The sequence below is a fragment of the Geobacillus sp. PK12 genome (genome assembly GCF_004123125.1).
GTDB lineage: Bacteria > Bacillota > Bacilli > Bacillales > Anoxybacillaceae > Geobacillus > Geobacillus zalihae.
Genome location: NZ_SDKL01000023.1, coordinates 1 through 24116 on the forward strand (window position 1 = coordinate 1; position 24116 = coordinate 24116).

The 24116-nt window shown below is 55.0% G+C and carries 28 protein-coding genes; 4 read left to right on the forward strand and 24 right to left on the reverse strand.

Going from position 1 to position 24116, the window contains the following annotated elements; genetic code table 11:
* Positions 1-257: 257 nt before the first annotated feature.
* The 9 genes from ETR37_RS09435 to ETR37_RS09475 form a co-directional block, all read right to left on the reverse strand.
* Positions 258-605, reverse strand: a complete 348-nt coding sequence (locus ETR37_RS09435; RefSeq protein WP_129447185.1) for a sterol-binding protein — start codon at positions 603-605, stop codon at positions 258-260.
* A 146-nt stretch (positions 606-751) separates the two neighbouring features.
* Positions 752-1069 (reverse strand): thioredoxin family protein, encoded by a 318-nt coding sequence (locus tag ETR37_RS09440; RefSeq protein ID WP_011232471.1) that lies wholly within the window; start codon positions 1067-1069, stop codon positions 752-754.
* The gene (locus ETR37_RS09445) at positions 1066-1425 is read right to left on the reverse strand and encodes a toprim domain-containing protein (protein ID WP_011232472.1); all 360 of its coding nucleotides are present in this window, start codon (positions 1423-1425) and stop codon (positions 1066-1068) included. The genes ETR37_RS09440 and ETR37_RS09445 overlap by 4 nt, the downstream gene beginning before the upstream one ends.
* Before the next feature lie 98 nt (positions 1426-1523).
* A complete protein-coding gene (locus ETR37_RS09450) occupies positions 1524-1760 on the reverse strand; it encodes a YusG family protein (protein ID WP_011232473.1) in 237 nt (78 codons plus the stop codon).
* A 75-nt stretch (positions 1761-1835) separates the two neighbouring features.
* A complete protein-coding gene (gene gcvH / locus ETR37_RS09455) occupies positions 1836-2219 on the reverse strand; it encodes a glycine cleavage system protein GcvH (protein WP_033005647.1) in 384 nt (127 codons plus the stop codon).
* Positions 2220-2317: 98 nt separating this feature from the next.
* Positions 2318-2683, reverse strand: a complete 366-nt coding sequence (locus ETR37_RS09460; RefSeq protein WP_081133277.1) for an arsenate reductase family protein — start codon at positions 2681-2683, stop codon at positions 2318-2320.
* A 78-nt stretch (positions 2684-2761) separates the two neighbouring features.
* A complete protein-coding gene (locus ETR37_RS09465) occupies positions 2762-4546 on the reverse strand; it encodes an acyl-CoA dehydrogenase family protein (RefSeq protein ID WP_060788242.1) in 1785 nt (594 codons plus the stop codon).
* A gap of 137 nt (positions 4547-4683) precedes the next feature.
* On the reverse strand, positions 4684-5856 hold the full coding sequence (locus ETR37_RS09470; RefSeq protein ID WP_011232477.1) for an acetyl-CoA C-acetyltransferase: 1173 nt from the start codon (positions 5854-5856) through the stop codon (positions 4684-4686).
* A gap of 27 nt (positions 5857-5883) precedes the next feature.
* On the reverse strand, positions 5884-8271 hold the full coding sequence (locus ETR37_RS09475) for a 3-hydroxyacyl-CoA dehydrogenase/enoyl-CoA hydratase family protein (protein ID WP_129447186.1): 2388 nt from the start codon (positions 8269-8271) through the stop codon (positions 5884-5886).
* 182 nt (positions 8272-8453) lie between these two features.
* On the opposite strand from ETR37_RS09475, the gene ETR37_RS09480 reads away from it, so the two are divergent.
* Positions 8454-8603, forward strand: a complete 150-nt coding sequence (locus ETR37_RS09480; RefSeq protein WP_015375753.1) for a YuzL family protein — start codon at positions 8454-8456, stop codon at positions 8601-8603.
* Positions 8604-8830: 227 nt separating this feature from the next.
* Here ETR37_RS09480 and ETR37_RS09485 read toward each other — a convergent pair whose 3' ends face one another.
* Complete coding sequence (locus ETR37_RS09485) at positions 8831-9748, reverse strand: proline dehydrogenase family protein (protein WP_015375754.1); 918 nt, start codon at positions 9746-9748, stop codon at positions 8831-8833.
* A gap of 164 nt (positions 9749-9912) precedes the next feature.
* On the opposite strand from ETR37_RS09485, the gene ETR37_RS09490 reads away from it, so the two are divergent.
* Both ETR37_RS09490 and ETR37_RS09495 read left to right on the forward strand, forming a co-directional pair.
* Complete coding sequence (locus ETR37_RS09490) at positions 9913-10170, forward strand: hypothetical protein (RefSeq protein ID WP_011232481.1); 258 nt, start codon at positions 9913-9915, stop codon at positions 10168-10170.
* A 15-nt stretch (positions 10171-10185) separates the two neighbouring features.
* Positions 10186-10521 carry a spore coat protein gene (locus ETR37_RS09495; RefSeq protein WP_011232482.1) on the forward strand — a complete coding sequence of 112 codons (336 nt, stop codon included), beginning with the start codon at positions 10186-10188 and terminating at the stop codon, positions 10519-10521.
* Between the two features lie 215 nt (positions 10522-10736).
* Here ETR37_RS09495 and ETR37_RS19120 read toward each other — a convergent pair whose 3' ends face one another.
* From ETR37_RS19120 to ETR37_RS09520, 6 genes are all read right to left on the reverse strand, one after another.
* Positions 10737-10880, reverse strand: coding sequence for a hypothetical protein (locus ETR37_RS19120; RefSeq protein WP_013144293.1), 144 nt, complete (start codon positions 10878-10880; stop codon positions 10737-10739).
* A 99-nt stretch (positions 10881-10979) separates the two neighbouring features.
* The gene (locus tag ETR37_RS09500; protein ID WP_011232484.1) at positions 10980-11174 is read right to left on the reverse strand and encodes a hypothetical protein; all 195 of its coding nucleotides are present in this window, start codon (positions 11172-11174) and stop codon (positions 10980-10982) included.
* 239 nt (positions 11175-11413) lie between these two features.
* Complete coding sequence (gene bioA / locus ETR37_RS09505) at positions 11414-12784, reverse strand: adenosylmethionine--8-amino-7-oxononanoate transaminase (RefSeq protein WP_129447187.1); 1371 nt, start codon at positions 12782-12784, stop codon at positions 11414-11416.
* Positions 12774-13490: a dethiobiotin synthase gene (gene bioD / locus ETR37_RS09510; RefSeq protein WP_129447188.1), complete on the reverse strand. Its 717-nt coding sequence runs from the start codon at positions 13488-13490 to the stop codon at positions 12774-12776. Before bioD ends, bioA begins: the two co-directional genes overlap by 11 nt.
* A gap of 4 nt (positions 13491-13494) precedes the next feature.
* Positions 13495-14058, reverse strand: a complete 564-nt coding sequence (locus ETR37_RS09515; protein ID WP_129447189.1) for a biotin transporter BioY — start codon at positions 14056-14058, stop codon at positions 13495-13497.
* Positions 14059-14235: 177 nt separating this feature from the next.
* Positions 14236-16068, reverse strand: coding sequence for a pyruvate kinase (locus tag ETR37_RS09520; RefSeq protein WP_240673890.1), 1833 nt, complete (start codon positions 16066-16068; stop codon positions 14236-14238).
* Positions 16069-16473: 405 nt separating this feature from the next.
* Here ETR37_RS09520 and ETR37_RS09525 point away from each other — a divergent pair, with 405 nt between their 5' ends.
* Positions 16474-17037, forward strand: coding sequence for an FAD-dependent oxidoreductase (locus ETR37_RS09525; RefSeq protein WP_015375759.1), 564 nt, complete (start codon positions 16474-16476; stop codon positions 17035-17037).
* A gap of 136 nt (positions 17038-17173) precedes the next feature.
* On the opposite strand, the gene ETR37_RS09530 is transcribed toward ETR37_RS09525, so the two are convergent.
* From ETR37_RS09530 to hpaD, 8 genes are all read right to left on the reverse strand, one after another.
* A complete protein-coding gene (locus ETR37_RS09530) occupies positions 17174-17641 on the reverse strand; it encodes a flavin reductase family protein (protein WP_013524562.1) in 468 nt (155 codons plus the stop codon).
* A gap of 267 nt (positions 17642-17908) precedes the next feature.
* The gene (locus ETR37_RS09535; protein ID WP_015375765.1) at positions 17909-18556 is read right to left on the reverse strand and encodes a GntR family transcriptional regulator; all 648 of its coding nucleotides are present in this window, start codon (positions 18554-18556) and stop codon (positions 17909-17911) included.
* Between the two features lie 39 nt (positions 18557-18595).
* Positions 18596-20107 carry a 5-carboxymethyl-2-hydroxymuconate semialdehyde dehydrogenase gene (hpaE, locus tag ETR37_RS09540; RefSeq protein ID WP_033006480.1) on the reverse strand — a complete coding sequence of 504 codons (1512 nt, stop codon included), beginning with the start codon at positions 20105-20107 and terminating at the stop codon, positions 18596-18598.
* A 16-nt stretch (positions 20108-20123) separates the two neighbouring features.
* Positions 20124-20510, reverse strand: coding sequence for a 5-carboxymethyl-2-hydroxymuconate Delta-isomerase (locus tag ETR37_RS09545; protein ID WP_013144279.1), 387 nt, complete (start codon positions 20508-20510; stop codon positions 20124-20126).
* Positions 20511-20527: 17 nt separating this feature from the next.
* The gene (locus tag ETR37_RS09550) at positions 20528-21268 is read right to left on the reverse strand and encodes a fumarylacetoacetate hydrolase family protein (RefSeq protein WP_015375767.1); all 741 of its coding nucleotides are present in this window, start codon (positions 21266-21268) and stop codon (positions 20528-20530) included.
* Positions 21265-22044: a fumarylacetoacetate hydrolase family protein gene (locus tag ETR37_RS09555; RefSeq protein ID WP_129447191.1), complete on the reverse strand. Its 780-nt coding sequence runs from the start codon at positions 22042-22044 to the stop codon at positions 21265-21267. Before ETR37_RS09555 ends, ETR37_RS09550 begins: the two co-directional genes overlap by 4 nt.
* A 19-nt stretch (positions 22045-22063) precedes the next feature.
* Entirely contained in the window at positions 22064-22990 is a 927-nt protein-coding gene (gene hpaI, locus ETR37_RS09560) for a 2,4-dihydroxyhept-2-ene-1,7-dioic acid aldolase (protein WP_081133075.1), read from the reverse strand.
* A gap of 132 nt (positions 22991-23122) precedes the next feature.
* Positions 23123-24106, reverse strand: coding sequence for a 3,4-dihydroxyphenylacetate 2,3-dioxygenase (hpaD, locus tag ETR37_RS09565; RefSeq protein ID WP_129447192.1), 984 nt, complete (start codon positions 24104-24106; stop codon positions 23123-23125).
* Positions 24107-24116 lie beyond the last annotated feature (10 nt).

A 24116-nucleotide genomic window follows, 5' to 3' on the forward strand; every position in this document is an offset into this window, starting at 1 on the left:
AGAGTTCTGACTAATTGTTCCTCCAGCTCTTTTAATAAAGGCCATTCTGTGGGAAGATGTTTCATGGACGCTCTCCCTCCTGTTTTCGGTTGATGTTGACAATCACCATCATAACAGGGAGAGAGTCCTTTTTTCACGACATTTGCTTTTTTCTACCGCGCTTCGCTTGGTGGCCCCGACGAGCGTCGCGAACAAAAGTTCGCAACCCTCGTCGGGGATCATTTCGGAATGTCACCCACAAATATTTTACTCACACTTTATCCGACGTCCCGATAAGGCTTGGCCAAATGGAGGAGCGATTCAAGAAGCAAAAGCTGGCGGAAGCTTCCTGACACGTGCACTTCACGCAACCGGACGAGCTGCTGCAGCTTCAGTTCGCCGTTCAGCAGGGACGCGAGCGCCTCTTTGGAACCGCGCACCGTCAATGTTTTCCGTTCATCGTTTTCCATCCCTAAAGCGGCTGGTTCCTTGCCGATCAACAGCAAGGCGGTTTCGTCATCGCTTTCAAACCGAACATACAGCTGCTCATCCGGCAAAATCGGCACCAAATGGCGCAACACTTGCATCCGTTCCACGAACTGCCCAACTAATTCACGCATTTCCATGGATATCCCCTCCCCCATTTTTATTTTTTTCACTTCCACCTGAAGAGGAGAAATCCTTTACAAAAATCTCGACAACCCGTTGACGAACGAGCGCCGTTTTTGTCATTTCCCAAGAAATGTGTCAAACAGCGTCAAAAAAAGGCGAATCATCGGGACGGCAAGCAGGCTTGAATCACTTCGTACAAATACGGAACGGAATGAAAGGCATACCACTTGCCTGCGACCGTTCCGTCCCTAAAAAGAAGCAGGCAAGGAACGCTTTCAATTTTCCACGCAACGGCCTGCTCAGGGATATAGTTGATGTCCGTTTCGTAAAACGGCAGCGCCGGAAACAACTGCTCCACCACCGTTAGCATCCGCCGCGCCAGCTGGCACGTGCCGCACAGCGGGGTATACAAGTAAAGGGCCAGAAGCGGCTCGACTTCCACCACTCGCATGACATCGTTTCGGTCGATCGCTTTCACTCGCCTCTTCCCCTCATGAGCGATTCGATGCGGACGTCGAAACGAGCGCGCAACAGCACTTGCGCCAAGTGCCAAGGCGGAGCGGCCGCCACTTCGCGATACGCCCGGTCAATGTAAAGATGCTCCGCCTCTGGAAACATGCGGCGAAACTGCCGGCGCAATTTTTCTCCCGCCTCATCGGCATCGGCCAAGACGTATACATCGCATCCTTCCAGCTCATCGGCCAGCTCCTCAAGGCGCGCATCACTGATCGTGCCGTTTGTGCAGACGATGACGACTGGTTCGTTCAGCACCGCCGCCACTTTTTGCTTGTCTGATCGCCCTTCGACGATGATCACTTTTTCCACGCGTCGCATGTCCGACCCACCTAACTTCAAATGAGGATACTATTATTGTATGTCTTGCGCCGGCCAAATGTTGAAAATGAAAAGCAACGGCCATCCACCGTTGCCTTTCAACACCAGCCCGCTTCCCCGTCGCAATCGACATATTTTTGGTCCGGCTCAACGGTAGCGGTCACCTGTTTGTAAATTCTTCCGTTTTGTTCGGTATACCCCTTTTTCAACGGGACGGCCGCCGGAAGCGGAAGGCGCCCGATGAGCTCTCCTTCCTCGTACAACTCCAGCGAGCGGCCGTTCAGTTTGCCGATGATCCGGTCCGTGACATCTATGCGCGTCGTTTGCAGCGCCATCGCGAGCACCCCTTTTTTCAATCAAATTCCGGTATGTATAGAGTGCCCGAATCGAAGCGAAGATTGCAGGAACGTTTATCCTTCGTTGATCATCGCCTCGTATTGTTCCGCCGTCAACAAATTGTCGATTTCGCTCAAATCATTCGGTTTGACGACGATCATCCACGCTTTGTCATACGGCGATTCGTTCACGTACTCTGGATGGTCGTTCAACGCCTCATTCACTTCAACGACCGTGCCGCTGATCGGCGCATACAATTCCGAGACCGTTTTCACCGATTCAACGCTGCCGAACGGCTCGTTCGCCACAACCTCCGCGCCGACTTCCGGCAGCTCGACAAAGACGATGTCGCCAAGTTCTGACTGGGCGTAATCCGTAATGCCGATGCGCACGTTCTCTCCTTCCACGCGCACCCATTCATGCTCCTTTGTGTAACGAAGTTCTTTCGGCGTGTTCATCGAATCCCTCCATCGCAGCAAAATCAAAATATGTTCTTCTTCATCATAACCGATTTTTCAATAAAACTCACTGTCTTGACGCGATTTTGCAAAAAATTTTATGCCTTCTTGGCGAAAAACGCCTCGTATTCTTGTTCGCGAAAGCCCACGACGACCCGCTCGCCGTCCGTCAAAATCGGCCGTTTGACCAACATCCCGTCCGAGGCGAGCCAATCGAGCATCTCGTCTTCCGATGCGCGGTCGAGCTTGTCCTTCAAGCCAAGCTCGCGGTATTTCATGCCGCTCGTATTAAAAAATTTTTTGAGCGGCAGCCCGCTTTTTCGGTGCAGTTCAGCCAGCTCCTCTTTCGTCAGCGGCTCGTCGACCAAATGCACCGTTTGCACCTCAATGCCGTGTTCATCGAGCCAACGCTTCGCCTTCCGGCACGTTCCGCATTTTGGATACCAATAGAGCGTGAGCGCCATCTTCACTCCTCCCTTTCATTTCCGCTGTTTGGCAAACAAATAAGAAGCACCAGGCAGTCTGCCTGGCACTTCCCATTATCACACAATATACCGTTCGGCTTCAATGAGCGCGGCGGCCGCTTCGCGTTTTTTCGCGATCACGTTGATCGGCGTATGGCGCGTCAGCCGTCGGAGAGCGGCGAGCATCATCCGCAGCGTGTCGCCTTGTTCGACGGCGACGAGCGTTTCTTTCGCATGGGCTTCAATTTCATTGAACGCCTCTTGGCAGAAAATTTGCGTGTACAGCCATTTTTGTTTGTTTTTCTCCTCACCGCTCGCCTGAATCGCTTTTTCCGTGCGCAAGAGCGCGGATTCCATCGCATAAATGTTCGAGACGATGTCGGCGATGTTGACGAGCACTTCTTGCTCTTCTTCAATGCGCTGGCCGTATTTTTGCGCCGCTAAACCGGCGACCATCAAGGCGATTTTTTTCGCGTTGCGCACCAAGTATTTCTCTTGTTCCAGCGCGCCCGTCCCCGGCTCTTCGGCGGCCATCATCATCAGTTCTTCCTGAAGCTGCTGCGCTTTTTGGAAGAGCGGCAGCTCGCCTTTTAACGCCTTTTTCAAATACATGCCCGGCACGAGCAGGCGGTTGATTTCGTTCGTCCCCTCGAAAATGCGGTTGATGCGCGAATCGCGGTAGGCGCGCTCAATTTCGTATTCCTGCATAAAGCCGTACCCGCCGTGGATTTGCACGCCTTCATCCACGATGTAATCGAGCACTTCCGTGGCAAAAAACTTGTTCAATGAGCATTCGATCGCATATTCGGCGATCGATTTCGCCACTTCTTTGCCATCTTTCGCCTTTTCCGCATCAAGCAGGCCCATCCGTTCATCGAACAAGCCGACCGTGCGGTAAACCGAGCTTTCGGCGGCATACAGGCGCGACGCCATCGTCGCGAATTTTTCCTGCGTCAACGTAAACTGCGAAATCGGCCGTTTGAATTGCTGGCGCTGATTGGCGTATTTGAGCGTGATTTCAAGCGCCCGCTTCGCGCCGCCGACCGCCCCTAACCCAAGCTTGTAGCGGCCGATGTTCAAAATGTTGAAGGCGATGACATGGCCTTTTCCGATTTCACCGAGCACGTTTTCTTTCGGCACCGGCACATCTTGCAAAATGAGCGTTCTTGTCGACGAGCTTTTAATCCCCATTTTCTTTTCTTCCGGACCAGTTGAAACGCCCGGGAAGTCGCGTTCCACGATGAACGCGGTGAAATGTTCGCCGTCGACTTTTGCATAGACGACAAACACATCAGCAAAACCGGAGTTGGTGATCCATTGTTTTTCGCCGTTTAAAATGTAATGCGTGCCTTCCGCGTTTAATCTCGCCGTCGTTTTCGCGCCGAGGGCGTCCGAACCCGAGCCAGGCTCCGTCAAGGCGTAGGCGGCGATTTTTTCGCCGGTCGCTAAATACGGCAAATATTTTTGTTTTTGTTCTTCCGTGCCAAACAACACAATCGGCAGCGAGCCAATTCCGACGTGCGCCCCGTGCGAAATGGCAAAACCGCCGGCCGGCGCCATTTTTTCCGCAATGATGGCCGAACTGACTTTATCTAGGCCCAAACCGCCGTATTCTTCCGGAATGTCAGCGCTTAACAAGCCGAGCTCGCCCGCTTTGCGAAGCAATTTCACGGAACGGTCAAACTCGTGGTTTTCCAAATGCTCGAGCTGCGGGAGCACTTCATTGTTGACATACTCTTCCGTCGTTTTGGCAATCATATGATGTTCGTCGGTGAAATCTTCCGGCGTAAACACGCGCTCCGCCGGAATGTCTTCAATCAAAAAGCTGCCGCCTTTGATCGCTTCTTCCATCGTTTTGGCCATCGTTGATTTCCTCCCCCGAAAGATGATTGATGATCCGGGCGGCAACGCCGCCCGGGAAATAGACGTTCCATGCAGCCGGGCAAATGCGGATGCATGCCTCGCGCGAGCTGATGAAGCCCGCTTGATGTCAGCTGCCGCTACAGCAGCTCAAACACGCCGGCCGCTCCCATGCCGCCGCCGATGCACATCGTGACGATGCCGAACTGCACGTTGCGGCGCCGCATTTCGTAAAGCAAAGACAAGGTCAGCTTCGCGCCCGTGCAGCCGAGCGGGTGGCCTAGAGCAATCGCCCCGCCGTTGACGTTGACAATGTCTTCATCCAACCCAAGTTCGCGGATGACTTGGATCGATTGCGAGGCGAACGCTTCGTTCAGCTCGATCAAACCGATGTCGGACAGCTCAAGGCCGGCCAGCTTCAACGCTTTCGGCACCGCAGCGACCGGGCCGATCCCCATCACTTCCGGCGGCACGCCGGCAACCGCGAACGAACGAAACTTGCCGAGCGGCTTCAAGCCGAGCGACTCCGCTTTTTCGCGGTCCATCACCATGACCGCCGCCGCCCCGTCGCTCATTTGCGACGCGTTGCCGGCGGTGACGGTGCCGTTTACCGCAAACGCCGGCCGGAGTTTCGCGAGCGTTTCCATATTCGTGTCCGGGCGCACGCCTTCATCTTGTGTAAAGACGACTTTCTCCTCAACGAGTTTGTTGCCTTCTACTTTGCGCACCGTCACCTCGACCGGCACGATTTCTTCATTGAATTTTCCTTCGGCAATCGCCTTGGCGGCGCGCTGGTGGCTGCGCACCGCGAATGCGTCTTGGTCCTCGCGGCTGACGCCGTATTTTTTCGCCACTTGCTCGGCAGTGTGCCCCATCGACATGTAGTATTCCGGCGCTTCTTCCGCCAAGCGGGCGTTCGGGCGGACGACATGCCCCATCATCGGCACCATGCTCATCGATTCGACCCCGCCGGCGATGACCGTGTCGGAATGGCCGAGCATCACCCGTTCCGCCGCATAGGCGATCGCCTGCAAACCGGACGAGCAATACCGGTTGATCGTGATCGCCGGCACGGTATATGGCAGCCCGGCGAGCGCGCCGATGTTGCGGGCGATGTTCAATCCTTGCTCCGCCTCCGGCATGGCGCACCCGATAATCAAGTCGTCAATGTTTCCTTCATAGTTCCCCGCGCGCTTGATCGTTTCTTTGACGACGAGCGCCCCTAAATCATCCGGCCGCACGTGGGCGAGCGTTCCTTTTTTCGCTTTGCCGACCGGTGTGCGCGCACCTGCGACAATGACCGCTTCTCTCACGCCAATCCCCCCTTGATCTCCTCCGCTTTAGTTGCGGAGCGGTTTTCCTTTCACAAGCATATGCTGCATGCGCGCTTGCGTCTTCGGCTCGCCGATGAGGCTCAAAAACGCCTCGCGCTCGAGATCGAGCAAATATTGCTCGTCGACTTCCGTTCCGTACGGCACTTTGCCGCCGGCTAGAACATACGCCAATTTTTTCGCGATTTTCAAATCGTGCTCGCTGATGTAGCCGGAATGGAACATCGACTGCGCCCCAAGCAACATGGCGGCATAGCCGCTTTCGCCGGCCACCGGCACTTTCTTCCTTGCAGGAGGCCGGTACCCTTCCTCATACATCGAGAGCACCGCCTGTTTCGCTTCATACAGCAGATGGTCGCCGTTCATCGTGATGCCGTCGCGATGATTCAAGAAGCCAAGCTCGCGCGCTTCCGCCGCTGACGTCGACACTTTCGCCATGGCGATCGTTTCAAATACGCTGGCCGCGATTTTGACGTAGTCGACGTCCACGCCGCGCGGCAGGCTGTTCAACCGTTTGATGTACAGCTCCTTGTTGCCGCCGCCGCCCGGAATCAAGCCGACGCCGACTTCGACAAGCCCGATGTACGTCTCGGCCGCCGCTTGGATGCGCGAAGCCGCCAAGCTCACTTCCGCCCCGCCGCCTAACGTCATGGCAAACGGCGCGACGACGACCGGCTTCGGGTTGTATTTCATTTTGAGAAGCGCTTGCTGGAACTGGCGAACGGCAAGTTCCAATTCAAAAAAGTTTTCGTCTTGCGCCTCCATGAGCATCATCGCCAAGTTCGCGCCGACGCAGAAGTTTTTCCCTTGGTTGCCGATGACGAGCCCTTTGTAGTTGCGGTTGACTTCCTCAAGCGCCTCGTTGATCATTTGGACAATATCGGCGCCAATCGCGTTGTTCGGCGAATGGAACTCCAGAAGCGCCACGTCGTCGCCGAGGTCAATGAGGCTGGCGCCGGCATTTTTCTTGATGACGCCGCGCGCCTCTTTCAGTCGGCGGATGTGGATGACTTTTTCGTTTTCTTCTACTGTTTTATACCCGCCCGGCGCATAATAGAACAGCCGGCCGTTTTCCGTTTTATAGAACGATGTGGCTCCGTCGGCGAGCATGTCCGTGATCCACGACGGGATGTCGCGCCCTTCCGCCTGCATTTTGCGCACCGACTTCTCGAGGCCGATCGCATCCCACAGTTCAAACGGACCTTGCTCCCAGCCGAACCCCCACTTCATCGCCTGATCGATCGCCACGATGTCGTCGGCGATCTCCCCGACAAGGCGGGCGGTGTACAGCAATGTCGGCGCGATGATGTTCCAAAGGAGCGTTCCCGCGCGGTCGCCATCGGCATACACGAGCGTTTGCAGCTTGGCGGCCGCTCCTTTCGCCTGCTTCGCCATCTCCACCGCCGGGGTGACAAGCTTTTTGCGCGGCTCGTATTGCATCGTGACGTAGTTCAGCTCGAGAATGTCTTTTCCTTGCTTGACAAAAAAGCCTTGTCCGGATTTGCTGCCGAGCCAGCCGTTTTCAAGCATCGTTTTCATAAACTCCGGCACGCGGAACGCCTCTTTTTCTTCCCCTTCGACGTTTTCATACACGTTGTTGGCGACATGCACGAACGTATCGAGCCCGACGACGTCAAGCGTGCGGAACGTCGCGCTTTTCGGCCGGCCGATGAGCGGCCCCGTCACCGAATCGACCTCGCCGACGCTGTAGCCGCCTTGCATCATCTCGCGGACGGTGACAAGCAACCCATACGTGCCGATCCGGTTGGCGATGAAGTTCGGCGTATCTTTCGCCATGACGACGCCTTTGCCGAGCACGTCTTCGCCGAACGATTTCATATAGGCGACCACATCCGGATCCGTATGCTCCGTCGGGATGATCTCAAGCAGCTTCAAATAGCGCGGCGGATTGAAGAAATGCGTGCCTAAAAAGTGTTTTTTGAAATCATCCGAACGCCCCTCCGCCATCGCGGCGATCGAGATGCCGGATGTGTTCGAGCTGACGATCGTCCCCGGCGTCCGCACCTCGTCGACGCGAGCGAAGACTTCTTTTTTCACTTCCAGCTTTTCAACGACCGCTTCAATGATCCAATCGACTTCCGCGAGCCGGTGGAAGTCATCCTCGAAGTTGCCCGTTTCAATCAAAGCGATGTTGTCTTTGGACATGAGCGGCGCCGGTTTTTGCTTGAGCAGCCTTTCCAGCGCCTGATTGGCGAGGCGGTTGCGCACTTGTTTATGCTCGAGCGTCCAACCTTTTGCTTCTTCCTCTTTCGTCAATTCCCGCGGCACGATATCCAACAGCAGCGTCGGAATGCCGACGTTCGCCAAATGGGCGGCAATGCCCGAACCCATGACGCCGGACCCAAGCACCGCGGCGCGCCGAATGCGTTTTGCCATTTCGGTTCCCCCTCACACCATTGAATGAATCATCATTCATTTTTCGGCGAAAAAAATAGCCGTGAAAACGTTCTCTATATTCAATATATAGTATGTTGGTAATTTTCGCAATATATTTGCGCACATTTTTTTCACATCGAGGCCGTTCTTTCATCCATACTAACAAACAGGAGGTGAAGACGATGGCCCGGCTGAAAAAAAATCCGTCTGAACGCGGCGTCAGCGCCGCAAGCGTCAAAGGAAACGCCGGCCCGACGGTCGAAGCCGACGGCGGCGGCAAACGGACAAGCCAAAACCAGCAGTACAAAAAGCACAACATGCAAGGGAGCTGACGCCCACATCGTCAGCTCCCGCCTGTCATAGCTGCAGATATAGGGAAAAGCAAAGAAAGGCCGCACGATCTGAACGGCCTTTCCCTCAAATGACCGCCCGACGCCTCGGGATATGCAGCGGCCATGGTTTAAAATGGAAACCGGCTTCATGGCCGCTCGCTGGATGCCTGTCCCCTTCTGCGCCCGAACGCTCGGCGGCCGCCGGCGTTTTCCTCTGTTTTGCGCCCCTACTTGCGGAGGATGCCTTTTAAAACAAACGCCACGTTGGCCGGCCGTTCGGCGAGCCGGCGCATAAAATAGCCATACCAGTCCGTGCCGTACGGAACGTACACGCGCATCGTATATCCTTCGCGCGCCAGCTCGAGTTGGCGCTCCGGGCGGATGCCGTACAGCATTTGGAATTCAAACTGGCTGTTGGGAATGTTGTATTCTTTGACGAGCTGCTTCGTATATTCGATGATGGCGTCGTCATGCGTCGCCACCGCCGTATAGTTGCCGTTTAGCAAATGCATTTTAATGATCTTCTTAAAGTTCTCATCGACATCTTTTTTATCCGGAAACGCCACTTCAGGCGGCTCTTTGTACGCTCCTTTGACGAGCCGCAAGTTCGGGCGGTACGGCTTTAAATCTTCAATGTCTTGTTCCGTCCGGTACAAATACGCCTGCAGCACCGTGCCGACGTTGTCGTATTCTTTTTTCAACATTTTAAAAATGTCCAGCGTCTTTTGGCAGCGCGAATAGTCTTCCATATCGATCGTCACAAACACGCCGCGCTGTTTTGCCGCATCCAAAATGCGGCGCATGTTGCGCATGACAAGCTCATCGGAAATATCAAGCCCCATCGATGTCATTTTCAGCGACAGCTGCGAGTTCAACTTCTCCCGGCTGATCGCCTCAATCGCCTCCAAGCAATGGCGCGCCATCTCATTCGCTTCCTGCTCATTGTCGACAAACTCACCCAAATAGTCGACCGTGACCGCCAATCCTTTTTCGTTCAGCTGGCGGATGACGCGCACCGCTTCCTCGATCGTTTCGCCGGCGACAAACCGTGAAGCGCCGAAGCGAAGGCCGTATCGTTTCGCCCATTTCGTCAATGTTTTATTTTTCGATAAGAACAGGAAAAAATCGCGCATCAACTGCTCCACTGTTGCAAGCCTCCTTGTATGGAAACGCATTCACCATTCTTATTGTACCATGTTTCAATTCAATTGAATATGTTTTTTCCCCACGGTTTATTTTTTATATGCGCATAATTTTCCACTCTCTGCACAATCTACAAGCGAACAACCGACGAAAGGAGCGAACAACGATGCAACAGCAACCACAAATGAACCCGCAGGCGGCGATGCCCGAGCCGCCGCAAATGGTGTCCACCAAAGACGCCATGTATTTTTCCGACATGATGTCGTGGAACTTGCTCGCGGCGAAAAAAGCGCACTTTTTCGCCTCGCAATGCCGAGACCCTGAAGTGGTGCAGGCGATCGAGCGCGCTGGACAGATGCATCAGCGCCATTACGACATGATTTTGCGCCATTTGCAAAACCCGCCGCAGCCACCGGTGATGTGAAAGGAGGAACGATGCATGAACACGAAACAAGTGCAAAATCCGGAGATGCAAGTGCCGAAAACGCCGCAAATGAACGAGCGCGATTTTCTAAACGACATGTTGACGACGGAAAAATACATGACCTTGTCGTACAGCGTCTTTTTGCATGAAGCGAGCAACCAACCGTTATATCAAGATATGATGAATATTTTCACCGAAACGCAAAACTGTCAGCGCGACTTGTACAATTTGATGTTCAAAAAAGGATGGTACAAGCTTGAAGCCGCCGATCCGCAAAAGCTTCAGCAAACGTACCAGCAGTTCCAAGGGTATACGAATCAGCTCCCTTATCAACGAAATGCCATGCAATAACAAAACGAGGGGATGTCCGAACGGCAGAAGGACATCCTCTTTCTCCATCCGTTAAGAAGACAGGACGCAGAAAGGGGAGAAAGGGATGACAGCGCCATCCGAATCGGTATGGAGCATGCTGCAAACAGCGGACGTCCGCATCCGCGACACCGGGATCATTGAATAAGCATCCCTTCTTGTTCCACAGGGATGCTTATTCTTTCATGAATAGACGATTAATACCACCAGCCTGGATACGGCGGGTACGGCGGATACGGCGGGTATGGGTAAAACGGACGCGGAGCCAACGCGCCGCCGAGCAGTCCGCCCAAGAAGCCGCCGACAAATGGGGCGCCAAACAACAATCCTGGAAATAGCATCGTTCCTTCTCCTTTCCCCAAAGCTAGAATGCTACACTTTATTCATATGCAACAAACAAGAAAAGAGGGTGGGCCGTCCGCCCAACCCTTGCCGGTTTCTCACCACCAAATGGGGCCATACCACCACGGATAGAAAAACGGCGGAACCAATGCGCTCCCAAGCAAACCGCCTAAAAAGCCGCCGAAAAATGGAGCGCCAAAAAACGGAGCGCCGAAGAAAAACGGGCGCGGCCGCCAAAACCACCAGCCCCATGGCCGCCAAATGCGCTCATCCGCCACTTGGAGATGGCTCATCTTGCTTCCCCCCTTCCGCTTGCTTTAGTCCCACTGTATGCAGGAAAAACGCCCGCTGCTTAGGCCAGTACCTAGAAGGCTGGTGAAAAACGGCGATTTCTCCCAAATCATCGATCCGTGAATGCAAAGGAAGGTCTCTTTCTACAAGATATTCTCATTAAAGGAAATTATTTCCTTTTATTCCCAGTATATTCGAAAAACAAAAGCAGGCGGCTGTCCGCCGCCCCCGCTTATACAAGCTACGCCTGCACTTGATCGTACAAACAGGCGATCGAATCGAACAAAATGCGCACCGCCTCAGCCATTTCGTCTTCGCTCATCGAAAGAACCGGAATGAACGTCAACACCGGGCCGAGCGGACGGATGACAAGCCCCCTCCGGCGCGCTTCGAGGATGATCCGGTGCTCCACCATGGCCGCGCGCGGAAAGACTTCTTTCGTTCTTCGGTCTTTCACGATTTCAATGCCGCACATCAAGCCTTTTTGCCGGATGTCGCCGACAATCGGAATGTCATACAACCGCTCAAGCCATTCGGCCAGCCGGCGCGCCTTCCGCTTGACGCTGTCAATCAAGCCGCGTTTTTCGATGAGCTCGATGTTTTTCAGCGCAACGGAACAAGTGAGCTGGTTTCCCGTGTACGTATGGCCGTGGTAAAACGTTTTGTCTTCGTCCACATCGCCGAGAAATGCCGCATAAATCTCTTCCGTGACCAGTGTGGCCGCGAGCGGCAAATATCCTCCCGTGATCCCTTTCCCAAGGCAGACAAGATCAGGCTGCACCTCTTCCTGCTCACAAGCGAACATCGTGCCGGTGCGGCCAAAGCCGACGGCGACCTCGTCGCAAATGAAGAGCACCCCATACCGGCGGCAAAGCCTTTCCACTCCTTTTAAAAACCCGCGCGGATGGACGATGATCCCCGCCGCTCCTTGCACAAGCGGCTCGATGACAACCGCGGCGATTTGATCGTGCTGCTCCTCAAGCACCCGTTCAAGCTCGCGCAAACAATAGCCGACGATCTCCTGCTCGCTTCCGTATTCGTCCATACGGTACACGTACGGCGACGGCACTTCGATCCGCTCAAACAAAAGCGGCGCAAAAATACGGTGGAACGTTTCCATGCCGCCAACGCTCACCGCCCCGACCGTATCGCCGTGGTACGCTTCCTTCAACGAGACAAACTTGTTCTTCTTCGCATATTGGACCGGGTCGATGTTTTTCCAATACTGATAGGCGATCTTGAGCGCGATTTCCACCGCCGCCGCCCCGGTATCGGAATAAAACACTTTTGACATGTGCGGCCAATATTCAAGCAGCCGTTTGGCCAACAAAATCGACGGCACATTCGCCGAACCAAGCAATGTCGAATGGGCAATTTTCTCCAATTGCTCGCGAAGCGCCGCATTCAGCTCCGGATCGTTATGGCCGTGGACATTGACCCATAGCGACGCATAGCCGTCTAGGTACCGGTTGCCGTCGACATCGTACAAATAGCTTCCTTGCCCGCGTTCAATGATCAAGGGGCGTTCTTTGGCATACTGCTTCATTTGCGTAAATGGATGCCAGACGTACTGCTTGTCCCACTGTTCCAATTGCTCGTAGCTATACGCCAACGCTAAGCACCTCCAGCAATTGTTTCGCCTTTCCTTGTTCGATCCAACGCTGAGCTAAGGTTTCCAGTTCCCGCCTTGAGACTGCAGGAAGGAGCGGCACGACCGCCAGCACCGGCAGCCGAAGCAAGGCGGCGATCGTTTCGACATTGTTTTGGTGGATGATCTCTTGCTCCTGAAACTGATTGAACATCAGGCCAAGCAGACGAATGCCTTGTGCGTTCGCATAGGCTGCCGTCGTCACCGCGTGATGAATCGCACCAAGGCTTGAGAGCGACACGAGAATCGCCGGCACCTCATAGTCGCGGACAAAATCGCTCGTCATATACCATCGTCCGTCGCGCTCGCACCACGGAACGGCCAACCCTCCCGCTCCTTCGACGAGCACCACATCATAGCGCTGCGTAAGCCATTCCAACCGTTCGGCCACCCTCTCTGGTTCGATGGACGTGCCGGTCAACTTCGCCGCTAAATGCGGCGACATCGCCGGTTCCATATAGTACATGCCTTCTGATGTCGGAATCTTCGCCACTCGTTCGTACCAATATTGTTCGGCAAACGACACCCCGTCTTCGGCCAGTCCAGTCTGAACCGGTTTAAACACGCCGACCTTCATCCCAAGCCGCTCCAGCGCCAACGCCACGATGGAAGTGACGACCGTTTTGCCGATTTCTGTTCCTGTTCCCGTCATGAAAATGGCTTGCCCCATTCTCTTATCCCCCCATCCCTCGAGTCATCATGATCGGTCGGACGCGCGGCCATACGCGCGCCGCGATGACCGAACAAACGGCGCAAAGCACGAGATCCCCCGGCACCGGAAGAAGAAAGCCGAACCATAGCGTTTGGCCGATGGAAAGCGGAGTCTCCGCGATCCATTTCATTGCTATGTACAGCCACGCGCAGCCAAACACATACACGACCAACAATGCCGCTGCATTCGCCATCAATATGTCTCTCGCTCTTGTCCATTGAAAGCGGCGGACAAGCAAGCCGCACGTATACGCCCCGGCGATGAAACCGAGCAAATAGCCAAACGTCGGCTTCCAAATATAACCGAGCCCGCCTCCTTCCGCAAACACGGGCGCGCCCGCCAGCCCAATCAAGACATATAGAAGTTGGCTAAGCGCTCCGATTTTTGGGCCAAGCAGACAGCCGGCCAAGTACACCGCCGCGATTTGCAGCGTAAACGGCACATACGGCACCGGAATTTTGATCCACCCACCAACAGCCGTCAACGCGGCAAAAAATGCCGCCCAAACAAAGGAATGGATTCGCACATCTTCCCTCCTCTCCAAATATTTGTTTCTATTGTGCCTGATATGTTTTTTATTTGTCAACTTTATTTTTATATAGGTTTACATTTAGACAAAAAATACGGAGCCCCCTAACACAGCAGGACTCCTTTTTTGGAGCGGCTCATTTCTCAAACAGACGGCGGAAGCAGTGGCCAACGCTCACCCTTCATCCTCCCACAAGTTAAGCAGGTTCATCCGTTCGCCGTCCGTTTTCGGCATCGCCAGCGGCTCACTCTGCCTCTCCTCCTTTTCCAACAACGACGACAATAAGCGCACCGCCTCCGCAATATGCCTTCCTTTGTTCAACATGATGCATTGCGCCTGTTTTCCAAGAAAAACATCCGAGATTTCCGCGCGCGACGGAATTCCCTTTTTCGCCATTTGTTCAAGCACTTGCGTCGCCCAAATGACCGGGGTGTGAGCCGCCCGGCATAGCGCCAAAACGTCGTTCTGTGCGGCCGCAAGATGTTCAAATCCAATCTCCAGGGCCAAATCGCCGCGCGCAATCATCACACCAAACGCCGGAAACTTCAATCCCTCAAGCAAGATGCGAACGAAGTTATGAAGCGCCGCCCGCGTTTCGATTTTCGCGATCACCGGGAGAGAACCAGCCCCTTGTTCGGCAAGCAAATGATAAAGCTTTCGCAGGTCATGAGGGGCCTGAACAAACGACAGCCCGACGATATCCGCCCATCTCGCGATGAACGGAATCCATTCAAGGTCGCGGTCGGTGAGCGGCGGAACAGTCAAATGGAGAAACGAATCGGGAAGATGGATGCCCGTTCCTTGCTTAATCGCTTTTCGCTTTCCGCCATCGGCAACGACTTTGGCCTCTACATGCCGCTCGTGCACTTTCACGACCCGCGCTGCAATTTGGCCGTCGTTCAAATAAAGGCGGTCTCCCGCCCGCACATTGCGCCACGCTTTCGCCAACGTCGTCGTCATTTTCACACCGCAGCCATTCTGCGCCTGTGCAAACGCAGCGTCATCGAAATAAATATACAGCGGTGTACCGACCGTGACAAACGCTTTCATTGGAATGAACAAAACAGAACATAGAGTGAAAGAAGCCGACCCGCGCCGCAGTTTCATCCCTTTTTGCACATAGGCCGTCCGCGAAAGAAGAACTTTAAAACAAGACGGCGCGATTTGTTCAGTGACCCGAAGTTTTCGTTTTTTTCCGCGCACATCGGTAAACAGCAGTTCATCCCCTTCTTCGACGGTCGCTCCGTCCTCAGCCGTCAACTGCCACAAGAATGAAACATCGCGGGGGAGCGGAGACGGCGGCGGGGAAGAAGAGAAGGAAATGAGGCCGAAGAGCGGCTCCATTGGCTCTCCATATAGATTTTTCTTCACAGAGAGCTTCATCGGCCCCGCGTTGACCGCCAAGCGGTCGACCCGGATTTTTGGCCCCGGCAGATCCATGTAAATGCGGCATCGCCTCCCCTGCAGCTGTTGCTCCAACTGCTTCTCGGCTTGACGAATGATGGCCACGAGCGCCTCCCACGTTTCCGGAGAACCGTAGGCGCAGTTGATGCGGGCGATGTCCATGCCATAAAGAAGCAGCCGCTCGATCAGCCCCGGCTCATCCACCCATGCCTCGTCCATCGTCACCATAATGCGTGTCGGCCGAACAGAACTTGGGCTTCCGAACACTGCCTCCGCCCGTTTATGAAGCAACTGTTTCGCTTCCTTTCTTGTCATCTTTCGAAGCTCCCATCCGCCATCAACCCGCGTGCGCAAATAGGCCAAAACTTGTTCGATCGCGTCGATGAGATGAGCCTCTTGCCCCTCGAGCCGCCATCCGGCGTCTTCCATCGCTTCACGCAAATCCGACGGCATGTGCTCCCTCATATATAAACAAGCAAGCAACTGATCCCGGCTCTCTTCATGGGATGGAAGAGGAAAATACTTCTGCTTTTGTCCCACCCACTCCGCCATCCCTCGGTAAAAGGCGGCCAAGCGGGCGCCCAAATCTCGTTTGTCGTGCATCAGCGGCACCAACCCTTGTGAAAAATGCGGTTTTACTTTTATATATTCGCCGCCGCCCCAAATGAGGACAGAAAAAAACCGGCGCCATTCGCCGGTTGAATGCGACAGAAACAGGAAGCCGTTTTTTCGGTATATTATTTTTGCACGACAATTTTCATCCCGCATTGACAAAGCAGCGAATGTTTCAGCCGCCGCAACGGCTGACCGCACTGTTCACAAACGGCCGGTTTATTCACGCGTTTCCTCCCCTTTGCTGCGTGTTTGGTATCTATTATACACCCATGATTATTTAAAGTAAATACAAAATGATAATAATTATAAATAATGAGCAGATCATTTGGACTCTTTTTCTATTTGTGATAAGGTAATAATAGTGCCAATATTCAAAAGAAGGAGGCGGTCACGATGTACGACATCGCCATCATCGGCGCCGGGCCTGCGGGGGCAAGCGCTGCGATCTTCGCCGCCAAAGCCGGGAAGAAAACGGTCTTGTTTGACAGCGACAAAGGCATGACAAAGCGCGCTTGGGTGGAAAACCATTACGGGGTTCCGGAAATCAGCGGCCCGGAATTGGTGGAAACCGGGAAAAAGCAAGCCGCAAAATTCGGGGCGGAATTGGTGGAAACGCAAGTGACAAATGTGCAAAAAACAGACGGGGGATTCCGCCTCGAAACGGAAAACGGCTCCTTTGAGGCGAAACACGTCATTTTCGCCACCGGCGTCGCCACGGATCTGGCGGAAAAAATCGGCCTGCGCACCAAACCGGGCACGGAGCCGCGCATTAAAACGGTGATTGACGTCGACGCCAATGGCAAAACGAACATCGACGGCATTTGGGCGGCGGGGACGGTGGCCGGCGTCAGCGTTCATACGATCATCACAGCGGGCGACGGGGCGAAAGTCGCCATCAACGTCATCAGCGAACTGAACGGCGAACGGTACGTTGATCACGATGTATTGAAAAAATAACAACGAAGGTGTCCCAAACAGCGGGACACCTTTTCTAATAGCGCCATGGAAACGGCCGGGACGCAAGATGACGGGCTGAACTGCCTGTTGCGTCGTACCCGCATCGACATAGCGGCCCCGATCCATCCAAGGGCGCTTATTGTCCAATGCTCCGGTACTTCCCTTCAAAAAACAAGAGCGGGTCGCCCGGTTCGTCTTTCATCAAAATATCGGTCACTTCCCCAAAGTAAAGCGTATGATCGCCGGCCACGTACGTGCTGTGGACGTTGCATAAAATATTCGCCAACGCCTCCGGCAAAATCGGATGGCCGTTCACCCAATCAAACGAAACGGGGCGCTCTTCTTTCAACTGGCCGGCAAACAAGCGCGACAACTCCTCTTGATCGCGCCGCAAAATGTTGACGGCAAATTTCCCCGTTTGCTTGACAATGTCATGCATTCGCGCTTTATGGCCAATGGAGACGACGACAAGTTTCGGGTCGAGCGAAACGGACATAAACGCGTTCGCCGTCATTCCTTTCGCTTCCCCTTGAAATTCGGTCGTCACGACCGTCACGCCGGTCGCAAATTTTCCCATGGCTCTGCGAAATGTACGATCATCCATACGGTTCTCCCATCCTTCCCTTTTCGTCATCAGCCGCCCTGCGCCTTCCGCTGGCGGTTGGGCGGCTTTCCTTCTTGATGTTTCCACACGACGGGCGCTTCGTCCGACATCTTGCCTCTATGGCTGAGACCCATTCATGCCGAAATGAGGGTCAAATCTACCCCCATCATAGCAGAAATAGGGGAAAGAAACAACGACGATATACGGCTGTCATCGGCGGCCCGCCGCTCCAAGGTACGCCTCTGCCACCCGCTCAGCGGAAGAAGATCAGCGCCGCCGCTTAAACGCTTCGGCGGTGTTGATTTTGTGTTGACGGACGTATTGTTCGATTTCATGCGGCGGCGCCTGTTCATGCAACAGACGGATGATCTCTCGATGTTCTTCGATCGATGCTTTCGCCCGCTGCGGGACAAACGTAAATCCGTACACGCGGATGCGCTTCATCCGCTGCCAAATTTGCTTGATTTGCTCTTCGAGGTAGGCGTTGCCGCAATGGGCGTAAATCAAGGAATGAAATTCATAGTTCAGCTCGCTGAACCGTTCCAGCTCCAGCTCTTCAAGCGCCCGCTCCATCCGTTCGTTCAACCGCTCAAGCTCGTTGATCGCCTCCTTCGTCAAATTGGCGGAGCCAAGCGCGGTCGCATAGCCTTCCAGCACAGCCAACACCGACAGCGTCTCGATATATTCTTTCTCGTTGATGTTGCTCACAACGGCGCCTGTATACGGCTTAAATTCGACAAGCCCTTCCGCCTCGAGCTGGCGGATCGCCTCGCGCACCGGGATGCTGCTGAGTCCAAGCTCGCGGGCGATTTGATCGATGACGACGCGGTATCCCGGGCCATAGACGCCGTTTTCAATGCGGGAAAGAATATACTCGTAAGCCAATTGGGTTTTGTTTTTCGCTTTCGTTTCCATACGTTTATCATATACTAGATCATATACATTGACTAGTCGTTATGCCTGTTCGGCAGACAAGGCGGTCGGTTTCTCCCCCTTGCCGAACGCGGGGATCGGCGGATCGCCGACGGCGACGTGGACGACTTGCACTTCCGTATAGAAATCAAAGCTGTAATGCCCACCTTCGCGGCCGATGCCGCTGTATTTCGTCCCGCCAAACGGGATGCGCAAATCGCGGACGTTCGGCGAGTTGACCCACGCCATCCCGCTTTCGATCGCTTGGGCGACGCGGTGGCCGCGCTTCATATCGTTCGTCCAGACGTATGCCGCCAGCCCGTATTTCACATCGTTCGCCAGCCGTATCGCCTCTTCTTCATCCGCAAAGGACATGACCGCCATGACCGGTCCGAAAATCTCTTCCTGCGCCACCCTCATGCCGTTATGGCAACCAAGCAGCAACGTTGGCGGCACAAAATTGCCTTTTTCCAATCCTGTTGGAACGCTGGGGGCATAGACGTCCGCCCCTTCTTGCTTGGCGATGTCAATATAGCGGTTCACCCTCTCCCAATGATCGCGGTGAATGAGCGGACCGAGTTCAGTCGCCGGGTTCATCGGGTCGCCGATGACGATGCGGTCGACGCGCTCTTTCAGCCGGGCGACAAATTCGTCGTAAATCGACTGTTCAAGCAAAAGCCGCGAGTTGGCCGTGCACCGTTCGCCATTGAGCGAAAACATCCCCCAAACCGCCGCATCGAGCGCCCGTTCGAGATCCGCATCGGCGAACACAATGAGCGGCGACTTGCCGCCGAGCTCCATCGATGTTTTTTTCAACGTTGCGGCGCTGTTGCGGATAATTTCCATGCCGGTCGTCGTCTCGCCGGTAAACGAGATGAGGCGCACATCCGGGTGGGCAACCAACGCGGCGCCCGCCGTTTCGCCAAACCCGTGCACGACGTTGAACACCCCGCGAGGCAGCCCGGCTTCATCGATGATTTCCGCCAGTTTATTCGCCGTCAACGGCGACCATTCGGCCGGCTTCAAGACGACGGTGTTGCCGGTCGCCAGCGCGGGAGCCACCTTCCACGTTTCCAGCATAAATGGCGTATTCCACGGCGTGATGAGCCCGGCGACGCCGACTGGTTTATAAACGGTATAGTTTAAAAACTGTCCATTCACATGGTACGCCTCGCCGACAAGGCGCGTCTTCACCATTTCCGCGTAAAAGCGGAAGTTTTCCGCCGCGCGGGCGGCTTGCTTTTTCGCCTGGCTGATCGGAATGCCGGTGTCGAGCGCCTCTAAATAGGCGATGTCATCCGCATATGTTTCAATCAGCTCGGCAATGCGGAACAAATAACGGAGCCTCTTTTCAACCGGCATCGTCCGCCACGGCCCGTGATCAAACGCCTCCTTCGCCGCCCGAACCGCCGCATCGATGTCTTCTTTCCGCCCCTCGGCCACTTCGTTGATCGGTTCGTTCGTAAACGGATTGATGTTGTCGAAATACGCACCGGCTGCCCCTTCCATAAACTGCCCATTGATATAATGAAGCACTTTTGGTTGCACTGCCATTCGTTTCCCCCTCCCGCTATGTCCGATAACGCGCATGAATGTTGTTGTGTTTATACGTCCCCGCCTCGTTGAATTCATACAGCTCAAGCGACAGCGCCAAATAGCGTTTGGCGAACAGCGGGGCGAAATGGTCTTTCATCACGGCAAACAGCTCGTCGCCGACTTCTTTTTTCACCTGTTCCGGACGCCCGGCGCCGATTTTCAGCGTCCCGTGCACAAACGCATCGTCTTCGGCCCCATCAGCCACATAGTACTCGTCAAGCCGAATGGCGCGCGAGCGGATGCCGCCGACGGGAAACCAATCGCTCCGCTTGATCAACACGCGGTGAATTTTTCCAAGCAAGCCGCGAATATCGGCCTCTTCGCCGAGATTGGCCGTGTATTCCAAAATAAAGTGCGGCATCATTCCTCCTCCTTTGGCTAGACGATGTAATTGATCAGCCGGCCGATGCGTTCGATTTCGGCCACGACTTCATCGCCGGGCTGGACGTTCACCGCCCCTTTCGGCGTGCCGGTCAAAATCACGTCGCCAGGCGCGAGCGTCATGAATTCGGTGATGTACTCAAGCAAATACGGGATCGAAAAAATCATATCGCCCGTATATCCTTCCTGCACAACCGCCCCATTGACATACGTCCGCAAACGAAGCGCCATCGGATCGCCGACTTCCTCATGGCTGACGATCCACGGGCCTAGCGGCGTCGTCCGGTCGCGGTTTTTGACGCGGAAATTCGGCCGGTAGTAATTTTCCAAGTAGTCGCGAACAGCGTAATCGTTGGCAATCGTGTAACCGAAAATGTAGTCGTACGCCCGTTCCGCCCTCACCCGGCTGGCCGGGCGGCCGATGACGACCGCGAGCTCGCATTCATAATGCATCATGTTGACCCCCTCCGGGCGAACGGTTCGGCCGCGATGGCCGATGAGCGTATTTTTCCCTTTGAAAAATAAAAGCGGCTCTTTCGGCGCAACAAAAGACAATTCGCCGGCATGCTCGGCATAATTCAATCCAAGCGCCACGATCACGCCCGGCTCCACCGGGGGAAGCCACATCACGTCAAGCTCCCCGACGATCGTTCCGTCCGGCAGGCGGAGGCGGCCATCGTCGAGCGGCTCGGCTTCGGTCACGATTCCGTTCCAGGCCACACGCGCCCGCCTCATCATTCATCGCCTCCTTGTTCCAGGGCGATTTCATTTTCCAACACACCGATCCTTTCGATTTCGATGCGCACCACATCTCCTGCTGTAACAAGCGGCGCATCGGCCGGCCAGCTGAAAAACAGCACATCGCCTGGGTAAAGGGTCATAAATTCGGTCACCTCAGCAAGCCATTGTTCGACTGGAAGGCGAAAGCGGCTCAGGTCTGCACGCTGGACGAGGCGCCCGTTGACGTAGACGCGCGCGGTGAGCGAAAAGAGCGGCGACGCTTCCTCTTTCGGCACGATCCACGGGCCGACTGGGGCGAACCCGTCGCGCGCCTGCTCCTTCACCGCCGGGCGGTGCCGCTGCTCGTGTGGAATCGACAGATCATTCACGATCGTATAGCCGAATACAAAATCGAGCGCCTGCTCGCGCCGCACGCGCGCCGCCGTCCGCCCGATCACCAGCCCGAGCGCCGGAGCAGCCTGAAGATGCTTCACCCAACGAGGCAGAAGCACCGGACGCCGATGGGCGTTGATGGTGTTTGCCGGCTTCATATACAGCACCGGGCCTTCCGGCGGCTTTTCATACGGCGGGGCGTTCATCTCTTTTGACAGCGCCGCCCACTCCTTTCCATCATTCAGCGCCACCCCGTACATCGCCCCGCCAATAGGCGCGTCCCATTCCAATTCATCAATGCGGTGCGTCTGCCCGCCAAACGACACCGTCCCGCCGTGCGGATCCGCCTTTGCCTCAATCGTCCGCCTCATGCCGGCCAGACGCAAGCGCACATTGACCATCGCTTCTCCTCCCGCCCCGTTATGCCGTTTTGGATGGCTCTTCAGCCAGCAGTCCGTATTTGACGAGCGTGCGGCGGATTTGCCGCTGATGTTCTTCGCTTGGCAAATCGAGCGGCAGCCGGAGCTTCGGGGTGATTTTCCCCATCATGCCGAGCGCTGCTTTGACAGGGCCCGGATTCGTTTCAATAAACAGCACATCATTGAGCTCCATCAGTTCAAAATGAAGATCTTGCGCCCGCTTGATGTCGCCGTCAAACCAAGCATCATGCAGCTCGGCCACCTTATGCGGCACGACGTTCGCCGTCGCGCTGATCGAACCGGCGCCGCCGATCGCCAGCATCGGATAGCACAACAGCTCGATGCCGGAAAAGAGAAGGAAATCGCGCCCGCAGTGCCACAGCACTCGGTTCACATGTTCAAAATCTTTGTTTGACTCCTTCGCGCCGATAATGTTCGGACAATCTTCAGCCAACCGCGCCAACGTTTTGACTTCCAAATTGACCGCCGTCCGCCCCGGAATATTGTAGATGATGATCGGAATGTCAACGGACTCGGCCACCGCCTTAAAATGCTTATAGAGCGCAGCTTGAGACGGGCGATTGTAATACGGGACGATGACCATCGCCGCATCAGCCCCAATCTCCTGCGCAAATTTGGTCAGCTCGATCGTTTCCGCATGGTTCGTCGAGCCCGTCCCCGGCACGAACGGCACCCGACCCGCCACCGCTTTTTTCGCCGTTTCCATCACCTGTTTCCGTTCGTCAAGCGTCAGCGAACTTGGCTCTCCCGACGTTCCCGTGACGGAAATGCCGTGCGTGCCGCTTTCAATATGCCAATCGATGAGCGCGGCGAGCGCCGCAAAATCCACGTTTCCTTCCTCATCAAACGGCGTGACGACCGGCGCGATTGAGCCGCGCAGCCGTTCTTTCGCCTCGCGGTATGCCATCCTTTCTCCCCCTATTTGTTTTACTTTTCCGAATCTTATTTATATTGTACACATTATCATATATAAAATCAACGATAAAATCATATATAATCTTGATCCAAAAACCGCGAGCAGAAGGACGGCGGTTTTTTTCTAAATCAGGAAGGTCGGTTTCTGCTTCGCCAATGTCGGTTCGTCCGGCTCGATCGGCTGACCGCTGTGAACATCAAGAACGACGGACGCCTCTTCAAACCAGCTGTCCGGCGCCGCATGCCCCCAAAACGTCTGGCGCCTTGGATCGTCCAAATCCCAGCGGATCGGCGGAAAATCGGGGTCGCTCGTCAAATAGTCGCCGTTATACAGCTCAATTCGGTGGCCATCCGGGTCGCGCAAATAGACAAAGAAGGCGTTCGACAATCCGTGGCGGCCCGGCCCGCGTTCAATGTTTGCCGCATATCCAGCCGCCGCCAGCACATCGCACGCATGGATCAAACTGAGCGGGTCAGGCAGCCAAAAACCGATATGATGAAGACGAGGCCCTTTCCCATTCATCAGCGCCAAATCGTGAACATTTTGTTTCCGGTGCAGCCATGCCGCCCAAAGTTTCCCATCCTCTGTTTCCGTATACTCTGAGCAGGCAAAGCCCAAACCATGGACATAAAAGTCGTACGCGTTCTTTACATCTCTAACCGCGCAGTTGAAATGATCGATGCGCTGCACGCGGGCGCCGCGGTGCAAGTCATACCGCTGCAACAGCCGCTCAGTTTTGTCCATATGCGCGAAAAACTCAAGCGGCAGCCCGGACGAATCCTGCACGCGAAACGCTCTCCCGACGGCTCGCTGGCTTCCCGCTTCCAGCCATTTCGGCTGCAGCGTTTGCGCCGCAAACCATTCATAAAGCGCTTCCAATTGTTGCTCGGAACCGACTTTGTAGCCAAGCGCCTCGACCGCGGGGCGGGGCCCTTTTTTCAACAGAAGGCTATGATGATGATATTCTTCCAGCCCCCGCAAATACAGATGGCTCTCATCCGCTTCCGTCACGACAAACCCAAGCACCCGTTCGTAAAAATCGCGGGCGGCGGCCAAATCAGTCACATGCAGCACCGCGCGGGCGCAGCGAATAATGGAAAATTTCACCATCCTTCTC